At 65.6% G+C, this 13197-nt stretch carries 12 protein-coding genes and 1 riboswitch; of the genes, 4 read left to right on the top strand and 8 right to left on the bottom strand.

Annotation, left to right across the window (positions count from 1 at the left end; genetic code table 11):
- Positions 1–98 precede the first annotated feature (98 nt).
- From ACYUME_RS24010 to ahcY, 4 genes are all read right to left on the bottom strand, one after another.
- Positions 99–2000 carry a DEAD/DEAH box helicase gene (locus ACYUME_RS24010; RefSeq protein WP_460417231.1) on the bottom strand — a complete coding sequence of 634 codons (1902 nt, stop codon included), beginning with the start codon at positions 1998–2000 and terminating at the stop codon, positions 99–101.
- Positions 2001–2223: 223 nt separating this feature from the next.
- On the bottom strand, positions 2224–3006 hold the full coding sequence (locus ACYUME_RS24005) for a substrate-binding periplasmic protein (protein WP_460417229.1): 783 nt from the start codon (positions 3004–3006) through the stop codon (positions 2224–2226).
- Between the two features lie 116 nt (positions 3007–3122).
- Complete coding sequence (metF, locus tag ACYUME_RS24000; protein ID WP_279884399.1) at positions 3123–3968, bottom strand: methylenetetrahydrofolate reductase [NAD(P)H]; 846 nt, start codon at positions 3966–3968, stop codon at positions 3123–3125.
- Between the two features lie 165 nt (positions 3969–4133).
- Positions 4134–5543, bottom strand: a complete 1410-nt coding sequence (gene ahcY / locus ACYUME_RS23995) for an adenosylhomocysteinase (protein WP_186656321.1) — start codon at positions 5541–5543, stop codon at positions 4134–4136.
- A 21-nt stretch (positions 5544–5564) separates the two neighbouring features.
- Positions 5565–5661: riboswitch (S-adenosyl-L-homocysteine riboswitch) on the bottom strand.
- Between the two features lie 178 nt (positions 5662–5839).
- Here ahcY and ACYUME_RS23990 point away from each other — a divergent pair.
- Positions 5840–6241 carry an acyl-CoA thioesterase gene (locus tag ACYUME_RS23990; RefSeq protein WP_125465821.1) on the top strand — a complete coding sequence of 134 codons (402 nt, stop codon included), beginning with the start codon at positions 5840–5842 and terminating at the stop codon, positions 6239–6241.
- A 93-nt stretch (positions 6242–6334) separates the two neighbouring features.
- Here the strand turns inward: ACYUME_RS23990 and ACYUME_RS23985 are convergent, their stop codons facing one another.
- Positions 6335–7570 (bottom strand): cation:proton antiporter, encoded by a 1236-nt coding sequence (locus ACYUME_RS23985; protein ID WP_279884396.1) that lies wholly within the window; start codon positions 7568–7570, stop codon positions 6335–6337.
- Positions 7571–7851: 281 nt separating this feature from the next.
- Here ACYUME_RS23985 and ACYUME_RS23980 point away from each other — a divergent pair, with 281 nt between their 5' ends.
- Positions 7852–8685 (top strand): DMT family transporter, encoded by an 834-nt coding sequence (locus tag ACYUME_RS23980; protein WP_279884394.1) that lies wholly within the window; start codon positions 7852–7854, stop codon positions 8683–8685.
- A 31-nt stretch (positions 8686–8716) separates the two neighbouring features.
- Positions 8717–9103 (top strand): MAPEG family protein, encoded by a 387-nt coding sequence (locus ACYUME_RS23975; protein WP_460417226.1) that lies wholly within the window; start codon positions 8717–8719, stop codon positions 9101–9103.
- Positions 9104–9199: 96 nt separating this feature from the next.
- On the opposite strand, the gene mltA is transcribed toward ACYUME_RS23975, so the two are convergent.
- Complete coding sequence (gene mltA, locus ACYUME_RS23970; RefSeq protein WP_460417224.1) at positions 9200–10351, bottom strand: murein transglycosylase A; 1152 nt, start codon at positions 10349–10351, stop codon at positions 9200–9202.
- Positions 10352–10470: 119 nt separating this feature from the next.
- Here mltA and ACYUME_RS23965 point away from each other — a divergent pair, with 119 nt between their 5' ends.
- Positions 10471–10917, top strand: coding sequence for a c-type cytochrome (locus ACYUME_RS23965; RefSeq protein ID WP_460417223.1), 447 nt, complete (start codon positions 10471–10473; stop codon positions 10915–10917).
- A 143-nt stretch (positions 10918–11060) separates the two neighbouring features.
- Here the strand turns inward: ACYUME_RS23965 and ACYUME_RS23960 are convergent, their stop codons facing one another.
- Both ACYUME_RS23960 and ligB read right to left on the bottom strand, forming a co-directional pair.
- A complete protein-coding gene (locus ACYUME_RS23960) occupies positions 11061–11456 on the bottom strand; it encodes a DUF1090 domain-containing protein (protein ID WP_186733341.1) in 396 nt (131 codons plus the stop codon).
- A 59-nt stretch (positions 11457–11515) separates the two neighbouring features.
- Complete coding sequence (gene ligB, locus ACYUME_RS23955; RefSeq protein ID WP_460417221.1) at positions 11516–13189, bottom strand: NAD-dependent DNA ligase LigB; 1674 nt, start codon at positions 13187–13189, stop codon at positions 11516–11518.
- Positions 13190–13197 lie beyond the last annotated feature (8 nt).

Raw genomic sequence — 13197 nt, 5'->3', positions numbered from 1 at the left:
TCTTGTGGGAGCGGGTTTACCCGCGAAGAGGTCAGCCTTAATCAGGACCAATGAAAACGCCGCCCAGAGGGCGGCGTTTTCATTGGCTGCGGTTCTGCTCAGCCCTTGCGGGTCAGCAGCGCCGGGCGCTCGCCCCGTGGGCGGCTAGGCAGATCGTCCAGCTGCTCGGGCGTCGGGTAACGGTCGAGCTTGGACTCCTTGCGGATGATCACCGGCGCGCTCTGCGATTCGCGCGGGTTGCGCACGGCCGGTTCCTGGCGCGCCGATTCGTCGCGGCGGTTGCGACCGCCGTTGTTGTCGCGACGGGCGCCGCCGTTGCTGCCGCCAGCGTTGCGCGGGCGCTTCTCGCCGGAACCCTGTCCCTGGCGTTGCTGGCCATTGCCACGGCCCTGGGCCTGACCCTGGTTCTGGCCGCCACCGCTACGCTGGCCCTGGCCTTGTCCGCCATTTCCACCCGGGCGGCGATTGCGGCCCTGGTTCTTGGCGTTCTGGTAAGGGCTGACGTAGTCGGCACGGTTGCCGAAGTTATCCACATCGTCGTCCAGGAACTCTTCTGGATCACGATCGGCGGGGGCCGACGGGATGGCTTTCTGGCCCTGCGCGGCCTGCTGCTGGCGTGGTTTCTTGTCACGCGGCTTGCGCTGCTGCTGGCCTTGCTGCTGTTTCTCGCCGGACTTTTCCTTGTCGGCCGGCTTTTCGCCCGCAGGCTTGTTGCGGCCTTTGTCCTTGCCTTTGTCCTTGCGTCCGCCACTGCCTTCCTTGCTGCCTTCGCCGCGAGGTTGCTGGTTGCGGCCACCGCGGCCGCTGTTCTGCGGGCGCTCGCGGACTTCAGGCTTTTCAGCCTCGACGTTGGAGGCGTCGAAGCCCATCAGGTCGCCATCCGGGATTTTCTGGCGGGTGACACGCTCGATGCTCTTGAGCAGCTTCTCTTCGTCCGGTGCGACCATCGAGATGGCCTCGCCCGAACGACCGGCACGACCGGTGCGGCCGATGCGGTGAACGTAGTCTTCCTCGACGTTGGGCAGCTCGAAGTTGACTACATGCGGCAGCTGGTCGATGTCCAGGCCACGGGCGGCGATGTCGGTGGCCACCAGCACGCGCACGGTGTTGGCCTTGAAGTCGGCCAGGGCCTTGGTGCGGGCGTTCTGGCTCTTGTTGCCATGGATCGCCGCGGCAGTCAGGCCGTGCTTCTCGAGGTACTCGGCCAGACGGTTGGCGCCGTGCTTGGTGCGGGTGAACACCAGTACCTGTTCCCAGGCACCCAGGGTGATCAGGTGCGCCAGCAGGGCGCGCTTGTGGCTGGCCGGCAGGCGGTAGACGCGCTGCTCGATGCGCTCGACGGTGGTGTTCGGCGGCGTGACCTCGATACGCTCGGGGTTGTGCAGCAGCTTGTCGGCCAGATCGGTGATGTCCTTGGAGAAGGTCGCCGAGAACAGCAGGTTCTGGCGTTTGGCCGGCAGGCGCGCCAGTACCTTCTTGACGTCGTGGATGAAGCCCATGTCGAGCATGCGGTCGGCTTCGTCCAATACCAGGATCTCGACGTGCGAGAGGTCGACGCTGCCCTGGCCAGCGAGGTCGAGCAGTCGACCCGGGCAGGCGACCAGCACGTCGACGCCCTTGGCCATGGCCTGGACCTGCGGGTTCATGCCGACGCCGCCAAAGATGCAGGCGCTGATGAAGTTCAGGTCGCGGGCATAGATCTTGAAGCTGTCATGCACCTGGGCAGCCAGCTCGCGGGTCGGCGTCAGCACCAGCACGCGCGGTTGACGCGGGCCGTGACGTTGCGACTTGTCGGGGTGGCCGCCCGGGAACAGGCGCTCGAGGATCGGCAGCGCGAAGCCGCCGGTTTTACCAGTACCTGTCTGGGCGGCGACCATCAGGTCGCGACCTTGCAACACGGCGGGAATGGCCCGCTGTTGCACCGGAGTGGGCTGGGTGTAGCCCGCTGCCTCGATAGCGCGGACAAGAGCCTCGGAGAGACCGAGGGAAGCAAAGGACATGGGCAATCCTGTTCTCGTGGGGGCTGGGCCCGATGGGGTGTTCTGCCTGGCGCGACGGGCATCGGCGGGATGCGATCGCGTCCGGTCCAGCTGGGCGTTCACGGCGCATCCGGGGGCCCGGTGGGCGGGCACCGAAGGTGCGCGGCAGCGGGTCGAGATGCCTGTTGCGAGGCCGAGCGTCCGGGCGTGAGCCGGGCGGGAAGGCCCGAGTATAACAGAGCAATCAGCGTGTGCTGTGTTCCTGCTGCTCAACGGCGAAAGGAAAAACCTGATCGCCGAGGTAGCGGGCGTTGATCGCGGCGTAGGCCGGCTCCTGCTTGAAGCGCCGCAGTTCGTCGCTGAACGCCTGGGCCAGGTGCTCGCGGCCGGGTTTGCGGGCCAATCCCAGGTACTGCTGGCGATGGCTGATCAGCAGTGGCAGCTCCTCGACTTCGTGCTCCAGCCCCAGTTGTCGGCTCAGGTAACGGCCAACCCGGCGATCGGTCACCAGCAGGTCGATGCGCCCGAGCAGCAGTTTGCCGAAATTGGCCTCGTGGCTGGGTGCCGGTTCGCGCTGGAACAGCGGCGAGTCGGCGAAGCCGTCGCCATAGACGTAGCCAGGCGAGGTGCCCACGCGCAACCCGGCCAGGTCCTCCAGCCGTTCGACCGGATGCGGACGGGCGCGGGCCTGGTAGAGCACGAACTCGACCGGCGACATGGGTTCGTCCGGATAGATCATGAATGAGCGCCGCGACTCGACCGTGAAGATATCCATCACGGCATCCGCCAGGCCTTGCTCGATCATGGCCAGGCAGCGTTTCCAGGGCAGGAATTCCCACTGCACATCGACGCCCAGGCGCTTGAACACCTCGCTGGCGACTTCGTAGTCGATGCCTTTGGGCTGGCCGTTGTGCTGATAGATGTAGGGGGCCCAGTCATCGCTGACGATGCGCAGGCGCTCGGCGTGGGCAGGCGAGCCCAGGCAGGCGAGCAGCAACAGCAGAAAGGAGGGAATGAGCGTGCGCATGGCGGCAGAGTACGCTGCCGCTCTGGCGGGCGCCAGTGACCCATGGTCGCCGCGAAGCAGGCCGGCAACGCAAATGGACAAGGCTTTGATCTGGGCCAAAGCCTTGTCCATGGCCATCAGCGTGGCAGCTTCAGGTTGTTCCAGATCGCCAGGCTCGGTTCGGCCTGGTTGAGGGTATAGAAGTGCAGCCCCGGCGCGCCGCCTTGCAGCAGCTGTTCGCACATGCGGGTGATCACTTCCTCGCCGAACGCCTGGATGCTGGCGCTGTCGTCGGCATAGGCTTCCAGCTGCTTGCGGATCCAGCGCGGGATCTCGGCGCCGCAGGCATCGGAGAAGCGCGCTAGCTTGCTGTAGTTGGTGATCGGCATGATGCCGGGCACCACCGGGATGTCCACGCCCAGCTTTTGCGCGCGCTCGACGAAGTAGAAGTAGCTGTCGGCGTTGAAGAAGTACTGGGTGATGGCGCTGTCGGCACCGGCCTTGACCTTGTGCACGAAGTTGGCGAGATCCGCCTCGAAGTTGCGCGCCTGCGGGTGCATCTCGGGATAGGCGGCCACCTCCAGGTGGAAGTGATCGCCGGTTTCCTGGCGGATGAACTCGACGAGGTCGCTGGCATAGCGCAGCTCGCCGCTGGCCATGCCCATGCCGGATGGCAGGTCGCCGCGCAGGGCGACGATGCGCTTGATGCCGGCGGCCTTGTACTCGGCGAGCAGGGCGCGCAGGTCGTCCTTGCTGTCACCCACGCACGACAGGTGCGGAGCGGCGGGGACCTTCACTTCGCTTTCCAGCTGCAGCACGGTGTTCAGCGTGCGGTCGCGGGTCGAGCCGCCGGCACCGTAGGTGCAGGAGAAGAAGTCGGGGTTGTAGCTGGCCAGCTGGCGGGCGACGCCCATCAGCTTTTCGTGACCGGCGTCGGTCTTGGTGGGGAAGAACTCGAAACTGTAGCGGCGTTCCTGGGACATCACTCGTTCCTCAAGCAGCAAGCTTCAAGCGGCGAGCTGCAAGTAAAAGCCAGACCGGTGATGGCCGATCTGGCTTGGGCACATTCAAGAGCTTCCAAGGCTGAGTCGCAAGCAGCAACGACACGGTCTGCCGTATCTTGCCGCTTGCAGCTGCAAGCTTGCCGCTTAGTAGCGGTAGGCGTCCGGCTTGAACGGACCTTCGACGGTCACACCGATGTACTCGGCCTGCTGCGGGGTCAGCTGGGTGACCACGCCGCCGAAGCCGCGGACCATTTCCAGGGCCACTTCCTCGTCCAGCTTCTTCGGCAGCACTTCCACGGTCAGGCGCTCGGCCTTCTTGGCGGCTGGCAGCTCGGCGAACTTCTGCTCGAACAGGAAGATCTGCGCCAGGACCTGGTTGGCGAACGAACCGTCCATGATGCGGCTTGGGTGGCCGGTGGCGTTGCCCAGGTTCACCAGGCGGCCTTCGGCCAGCAGGATCAGGTAGTCGTCGTTCTGCGGGTCGAAGGTGCCGGCGCCGGTGCGGTGGATCTTGTGCACCTGTGGCTTGACCTCTTCCCAGGCCCAGTTCTTGCGCATGAAGGCGGTGTCGATCTCGTTGTCGAAGTGGCCGATGTTGCAGACCACGGCGCGCTTCTTCAGGGCCTTGAGCATGTTGGCGTCGCAGACGTTGACGTTACCGGTGGTGGTGACGATCAGGTCGATGCGGCCCAGCAGGTCCTTGTTGATGCCGGCTTCGGTACCGGTGTTGATGCCGTCCTTGAACGGCGAGACCACTTCGAAGCCGTCCATGCAGGCCTGCATGGCGCAGATCGGGTCGACTTCGGTGACCTTGACGATCATGCCTTCCTGACGCAGCGACTGGGCCGAGCCCTTGCCCACGTCGCCGTAGCCGATCACCAGGGCCTGCTTGCCCGACAGCAGGTGGTCGGTGCCGCGCTTGATGGCGTCGTTCAGGCTGTGGCGGCAGCCGTACTTGTTGTCGTTCTTGCTCTTGGTGACCGAGTCGTTGACGTTGATCGCCGGGACTTTCAGCTCGCCCTTGGCCAGCATGTCCAGCAGGCGGTGCACGCCGGTGGTGGTCTCCTCGGTCACGCCGTGGATCTTGTCCAGCATGGCCGGGTATTTCTTGTGCAGGATTTCGGTCAGGTCACCGCCGTCGTCCAGCACCATGTTGGCGTCCCATGGCTGACCGTCTTTCAGGATGGTCTGCTCGATGCACCACTCGTATTCCTGCTCGGTTTCACCTTTCCAGGCGAACACCGGGATACCGGCGGCAGCGATGGCGGCGGCGGCCTGGTCCTGGGTGGAGAAGATGTTGCACGACGACCAGCGCACTTCGGCGCCCAGGGCGACCAGGGTCTCGATCAGCACGGCGGTCTGGATGGTCATGTGGATGCAGCCGATGATCTTCGCGCCCTTGAGCGGTTGCTCGGCTTGGTACTTACGGCGCAGGCCCATCAGCGCGGGCATTTCCGACTCGGCGATGATGACTTCCTTGCGGCCCCAGTCGGCCAGGGAGATGTCGGCGACCTTGAAGTCGGAAAAACCAGCAGGCGTGTTTACAGCGCTCATTGAGAGCCTCCATTCGTAGTGTGCGAATGGGCGCCGTTGTGCGTTGAGCGTCCGCTTGCGCGGACAACGCCCCAACCGAGCCTGACAGGCTGAGCCTGCTGCAGCGCCCCTCGGTCGGGTGGCGGGATGGCCGCCACTGCGGGTGGCCAGGTGAAACGGCGAGATTATAGCCAGGGCCGTGTGACACACCCAAGACTTTCTGTCGATTAATCGAGACGATAGTCGATGTTCAATGGAGGGCGCGCGAGCGGTCTGCCATCATTACCGCACGTCAGCCAAGCCGGTCAGGAGTACAGATGAATTTTCACACCCGCAAATGGGTAAAACCCGAAGACCTCAACCCCAACGGCACGTTGTTCGGCGGCAGCCTGTTGCGCTGGATCGACGAAGAAGCGGCGATCTACGCCATCGTCCAGCTGGGCAACCAGCGCGTGGTGACCAAGTACATCTCGGAGATCAACTTCGTCAGTGCCTCGCGCCAGGGCGACATCATCGAGTTGGGCATCACCGCCACCGAGTTCGGCCGCACCTCGATCACCCTCAAGTGCGAAGTGCGCAACAAGATCAGCCGCAAGGCGATCCTCACCGTCGACAAGATGGTCTTCGTCAACCTGGGCGAGGATGGCCAGCCAGCGCCGCACGGGCGTACCGAGATCAAGTACATTCAGGACCAGTTCCCGGACAGCGCGGTGGAGTGAGACCGGCGTTCGCCCTTCGCGGGCAAACCCGCTCCCACAGGTCCTGCCATCCTGTGGGAGCGGGCTTACCCGCGAAGCAGCCAGCTCGATGCATCAGGCTTGTTGGCTTACGCCCTTGACCACCTTGCCGATCGACAGTCCCTGCACCAGGATCGACGACAGCACCACGATGTAGGTGATCGACAGCAGCAGGTCGCGCTCGTCGCCCTGCGGCAGCGACAGCGCCAGGGCCACCGACACGCCGCCGCGCAGGCCCCCCCAGGTCAGCACGCGAATGGTGCCTTGCGGCACCGCGCGCCAGCGGCGCAGCAGCATGATCGCCGGCGCCACGGTGAGCAGGCGCGAAGCCAGCACCGCCACCGCCAGCACGCCGCCCGCCGCCAAGTGCAGCCAGTTGAACGGCAGCAGCAACAGTTCCAGGCCGATCAAGGCGAACAGCAGGGCGTTGAGCATGTCGTCGATCAGTTCCCAGAAACCGTCCATGTAGCGGCGGGTCATGTCGTTCATCGCCAGGTTGCGCCCCAGGTTGCCGATGATCAGACCGGCCACCACCATGGCGATCGGCGCCGAGACGTGCAGCTCGTAGCACATGGCCGAGCCGCCGATCACCAGGGCCAGGGTCAGCATCACCTCTACCTGGTACTGCTCGACGCTCTTGATCATGCGATAGGTGGCATAGCCGATCACCCCGCCGAACACCACCCCGCCGATGGCTTCGCGGGCGAACAGCAGGGCGGTGTCGGCGACGCTCGGCGTCTCGCCCAGCTGGATGATGCCCAGCAGCACGGTGAACACCACCACCGCGGTGCCGTCGTTGAACAGCGACTCACCGACGATGGTGGTCTTCAGCGGCTTGGAGGCGTTGGCGGTGCGCAGCGCGCCGAGCACGGCGATCGGGTCGGTCGGCGAGATCAGCGCGCCGAACAGCAGGCAGTAGATCAGCGGCACGTTCCAGCCGAATAGCGCGAACACCCAGTGCGCCAGGTAGCCAATCACCACGGTGGCGATCAGCACACCAAGGGTGGCCAGCAGGCCGATCGGCCAGCGATAGCTGCGCAGGTCGCTGAGGTTGACGTGCAGGGCGCCGGCGAACAGCAGGAACGACAGCATCCAGTGCATCAGCAGGTCGTTGAAGTCGATCTGGTTCATCAGGCCTTCGACGCGTTCTTCCAGACCGGGGAAGCCGATCAGGCTCAGGCCCTGCAGGATCAGGGAGAACAACAGTGCGGTGACCATCACGCCGATGGCCGGCGGCAGGCCGATGAAGCGGTAATTCACATAGGTGAGAAGGGTGGTGAGGCAGATAAACGCGGCAACTAATTCAAGCATCCCGAATCCTGTAACAGTGGCTTCCAAGTCGTTTCCCGAGTGACTCGGGCAGTTCTTGGATGATCTGGCGCGGTGCTCGGGACACAGGCTTTGACCGAATCAGTCCAAATCGTTCCCATTCAGTGAGTACACCGCATACCCTGTGGGAGCGGGTTCACCCGCGAACAGCGGCGCAGCCGGTGCCATCTACCCAGTCGCATTCTTCGCGAGCAACTGCTCCCGCAGAGCTTTTCCAAACGCTATATATTCACAGCCTTGGACAGTCACAAGGATAAGACGGCGTGCTGGCAACTTCCCTGGTACTGGTCGCAGCCCTGCTGCACGCCACCTGGAACACCCTCATCAAATTCAGCGGCGAACGCCTGCTGGTGATTGCCAGCATGGATCTGGTGGCATTGGTGTTCGCCGTGCTGGCGGTGGCCTTCGTCGATTTCCCTCCCGCACGGATCTGGCCGTGGCTGCTGGCCTCGGCGCTGGCCGAGCAGCTGTACCGCTACCTGCTGATCAAGGCCTATCGGGTCGGCGACCTGGGCCTGGTCTATCCCCTGATGCGTGGCTTGTCGCCCTTGGTCGTGCTCGGCTTGACCCTGGCCTTTGCCGGCGAGTCGCTGAGCCAGCAACAGATCGTCGGCATCCTGCTGATCCCCTGCGGCATGGCCTGCCTGCTGTGGCAGGGCGGGGGCGGCGATCGCCTGCCCTGGTCGATGTTGCCGGTGGTGGCGCTGATCGGCCTGTGCATCGGCTGCTACACCTGGTTCGACGGCCAGGCCGTGCGGCTGTGGGGTAAACCGTGGGACTACCTGGTGTGGCTGACCCTGCTCAGTGCCTGGCCGTTCCCGCTGGTGGCCAGCGTGGCGCGGCGGGCGCCGTTCGTGTCGTTCTGGCGCACGCAGTGGCGCCTGGGCCTGGCGGTGGGGCTGTGCGTACTGTTCAGCTACGCTCTGGTGCTGTGGGCCATGCACCTGGGGTCGGTGGCCGAGGCGGCGGCGCTGCGCGAGCTGAGCGTGATCCTGGTGGTGCTGCTGGGCATGCGCTACCTCAAAGAACCTTTTGGCGGACCGAGACTCCTAGCTTGCGGGCTGGTCCTGGCAGGCATGCTGGTGATGAAGCTCTGAACCGATCCTCTGCGAACAAGGAGTCCTGTCCATGACCGTTGCCCTGTGGTGCATTCTCATCGCCCTGTGCCTGGCGCCGCTGTGCGCGCTGATCGCCAAGGTCAGCAGTGGGCGTTTCGGCCTGCGTGACAACCACGACCCGCGGGCGTTCCTGGAAACACTGTCCGGCCTGCCCAGGCGCGCGCACGCGGCGCAGCAGAACAGCTTCGAGGCATTCCCGGCGTTCGCCGCGGCGGTGTTGGTGGCCGATATCGTCGGCAATGCCGAGCAGGTGACCCAGGATGTGCTGGCGGTGCTGTACATCACCAGTCGCCTGCTCTACATCATTTGCTACCTGGCGGACTGGGCGGCATTGCGCTCGCTGGTGTGGTTCACCGGGTTGGCGCTGATCGTGTCGTTCTTCGTGGTGTCCATCTGAGGCCGAGTCGCCTGTTTCGCGGGTAAACCCGCTCCCACAGGGGCGCTGCCGCCAATCTGTGGGAGCGGGTTTACCCGCGAAGATTCCAGCGCCGACTCAAGGGACTTTAGGTACTTCAGGCAGCGCCTGGCCCTTGGGCCACAGCATCCAGATCTGCCCCTGCTGCTTCATGTTCCCTGCCAGCTCGCCGGCCTCGGGCCCGGTGCCCCAGAACAGGTCCGCGCGAACCTCGCCGGTGATCGCGCCGCCGGTGTCCTGCGCGCCCACCGGGCGTACCACGGGCGAGCCATCCGGGCGGGTGGTGGACAGCCACAGCAGGCTGCCCAGCGGAATCACCTTGCGGTCGATGGCCACGCTGTAGCCGGCGGTCAGCGGTACGTTCAGCGAGCCACGCGGGCCTTCGTTGCTGTCTGGACGAGTGCTGAAGAACACGTAGCTCGGGTTGCTGGCCAGCAACTGCGGAACGCGTTGCGGATTGGCCTGGGCCCAGGCGTGGATGCTGCCCATGGTCACCTCTTCCTTTGGCAACTGACCCTGCTCCACCAGCCAGCGACCGATTGGCCGGTAAGGATGGCCGTTCTGGTCGGCATAGCCCAGGCGCAACTGGCGACCGTTTTCCAGCTGGATGCGCCCCGAGCCTTGGATCTGCAGGAACTGCAGGTCCATCGGGTCGGTCAGCCAGGCCAGCACCGGTGCCTTGGCGCCATCGCGGTTGATCACCTCGGCGGTGTCGTAGGGCTTGAGGACCCGCCCTTCGAGGCGCCCGCGCAGGCGCTTGCCCTTGAGCTCGGGGTACACGCTGGCCAGGTCGACCACGATCATGTCGTCAGGCACGCCGTACACCGGCACGTGGGCGCTGTCGCTGCGTTCCAGGCTGCCTGGGTAGACCGGCTCGTAGTAACCGGTGATCAGGCCGCTGGCGCTGTTCTGCGCCGAGCGCAGGCCGTAGACCTCGAGGTTGTGCTCGAGGAAGGTGCGCACCTGGGCGGCGCTGGCCGTTGCCGACCCCGCTGCTTCGCAGGTGGCGGCCCAGACCGGGTCGCGGGTGAGCTTCTGGCAGCCGTTGCGCCAGGCGTAGAAGCCGGCCAGCAGGTCTTCGTCGCTGACCTGGGGCAGGTCCTTCCAGGTGGCCGGGGCGTAGGTGGCGATGGCGTGCGGCTCGGGCTTGGTGCTCTCGCCGCCGTTGCAGCCGGCCAGTAGCGCCAGGGCGGGCAGTGCCCAGGCGAGATGGCGCAATGCAGATTTCATGTCGTCGATCCTGTAAGGGGGGAAGGATGAAGATTCACCCCTGTTTTCTGTGTGGCTATTGGTCTTTGTTCAGGACGCGGCGATACTGGCCGCCCGTTTTCCTGGCCGAAGAGACCGTGATGTTCAAGCGATTGACCGTAGTACTGCTCGCCGCCCTTGCCTTGAGTGCCTGTGACGGCGTCGACCCCAACTCGCCGTTGGGCCAGCGCAAGGCGATCTTCAAGCAGATGCTCAAGACCAGCGAGGACATGGGCGGCATGCTGCGCGGTCGCCTGCCGTTCGACGGAGTCAAGTTCGCCGATGGCGCGGTGAAGCTCGATACCCTGGCCCAGGAGCCCTGGCAGCACTTCCCACAGGTCCGCGACAACGGTGACAGCAGTGCGCGGGCCGAGGTCTGGGAGCGCCAGGCGCGGTTCCAGGACCTGGCACGGCAACTGGAAGGCGTTACCGGCGAGCTGGTCGCGGTCACCCGTACCCAGCCACTGGACGCGGCGCAGGTGAAGGCGCCGATGGACAAGGTCGAGGCGGCGTGCAAGGCCTGTCATAGCGAGTTTCGCAATCACTGAGCGAATGGGCTGTTGTGAGTGCGGGCTCGTGGGAGCGGGCTTGCCCCGCGATGACGTCAGCCCAGGTAACGTCACTGTCCGATCCGACGCCATCGCGGGGCAAGCCCGCTCCCACAAGCGTTCGCACACATGAGGCTGTCAGGCTAGCGTTCGAGCTCGTCCACGGCCTCCTGCAGCTCCTTCTTCGCCTCGGCCAACTTGTCCTTGCGCTTGTTGATCTTCTCCGCGTCACCTTTCTTCATGGCCTTGTCCAGGTCCTTGGTGCGCTGGTTCACTTCGTGACGGGCGTCGAGCACCTTCTGCTCGCGCTCCTTGCGCAGGCCTGCGTCGGTGCAGTGCTCGGTGACTTCGCTCAGGGCCTTTTCCAGGCCGGCCTGCTGGTCGCTGTTGCCATGGGCGCGGGCTTGTTCGATCTGTTCGCTGATGGCCTGGCGCTTGGCCGCGCAGCCGGTCAGGCCCGGCTGCTCTTCGGCGGCCAGCAGCGGGCTGGCGGCGAAGCCGAGCAGGGTGGACAGGGCGAGGGACGAAAGCAGTTTCATCGGGGGCTCCATTCGGGGCGGGGCGGCAGAAAGCGAAATGCTGCCCTGATCCGCGCAAATTAGAAACCCTCGATTGCATGGGTACGTAGTTGCAGGGCCAATGCCTGCACCTGGTCATCGGCGAAAAACGCCAGCAACTGGCCGGCCCGTCCGGGTCCGACGCCGGGTTCGGCAAGCCATTGCTCGATGTTTCTGGAAGTCAGGGCGAACCAGTCCGCCTCTAGCCTGGTGTTGGCCGGCGCGGGTAGACCGATGCCGCGCAGCCAGCGCTGGAACGGCTGCCGGCGTCCCTGCTCGAAGGCTTGCAGCAGCCGATCCGCGCGTGCCTGGGCAATGCCTGGCACGCCGAGCAGGTCGTCGCGGTCCAGTTTCAACCAGTCGGCCAAGGTGGTGACCCGTCCGCTGTCCACCAAGGTTTTCCACAGGCCCGGGCCGGTGCCGGGCATGTCCAGGCCATGCTTGCCGCTCAACCAGGCCAGGCGGGCAAGGAACTGCGGCCGACAGGCAGTGCTGGCCGTCCAGCAGCTCAAGGCGTGATGCGCTGCCGGGTCCGGCGCTGGCACGGCGGCGCGCACGGGGCTTCGATGAACCACGCGCTCCAGGCGTGGGATGGCCAGCCCGGCCAGGCTCACCGCGACCTGATCGCCCGGGCGGATATCCAGGGACTGCCAGCGGGTCAGCGAACCCAGGCTCAGCCGGCCGATCCGGCGGTCGTCCAGGGTCACCGGCTCCAGTTGCAGCAATGGTGTGATGCGCCCGGTGCGGCCGATGCGAAAGCGTACGTCGCGAACCTCGGCCAGTGCCTGCCGCAAAGGGTGCTTCCAGGCCGCGATCCAGTAGGGTGCCTGGGCCTGCCAGCGCCGCGCGGGTGGGCGGTGGTCCTGGCGCAGGATCACGCCGTCGGTGGCGAAGGGCAGTGCATGCTGGTACCAGTGCTGACGCCAGCGTGCCGCGTCGTCGAAACTTTCGATGGCCACGCTCAGCCGCTGGCTGTCGCTGAAACCCAGGGTGTCGAGACGGGCGAGGCGTTCGGCCTGGTTGTTCGGTCCGTCCGGCCAGTCCCAGACGAACAGGCCGATGCCCGCGCCCTGTGCCTCGCTCAGCTGCTTGCGTGCCAGGAGCCCGGCGACGATGCCGCGGGCGTTGGCGCTGCCGTCCTTGGCTTGCACATGATCGTCCAGGCGCCAGTACAGCTCGCCCTGGAACACGGTGTCCAGCGGCTGCGGCAGCTGGCGCACGATGCCGCTCAGCACGGTGATGTGCCTGCTCCAGTCGTGCCCGCGTTCCCCGTCGCCGCGGCTGAGCACGCTGGTCAGGCGCCCTTGCCGGTAAATCAGCGAGACGGCGACGCCATCTACTTTCGGCTGAATCCAGACGCCCTGGCGGCCTTGCAGCCAGCGGCGCACGGCCTGTTCATCGGCCAGCTTGGCGACACCGGTATGGGCGACAGGGTGGGCTATCGTCCCGCGGGCGCCGGCCAGCGGATTGTCAGCGTCGTCGGGGTAGGAGAAGCAGGCCAGCAGGTCCTGCAGGCGCTGACGGCTCTGGTCGTAGAGTTCATCGTCAATCAGCGTCACGCCCTGGCGATGGTAGTGATCGTCCCAGTCGGCGAGGGTCTGGCGCAGCTGCTGCACCTCGGCCTGGGCGCGTTGCCCTGACCAGTCGGGGCAGGCTCGAGCGCTGGCGGGTGACCACGGTAACAACAGCAGCAACAACAGTAGCCCGAACGGCATGGCCGGCA

It is taken from the genome of Pseudomonas sp. microsymbiont 2 (assembly GCF_054788395.1).
The sequence above is the reverse complement of the archived record's forward strand: the minus strand, read 5'-3'. Positions and strand labels throughout refer to the sequence as shown.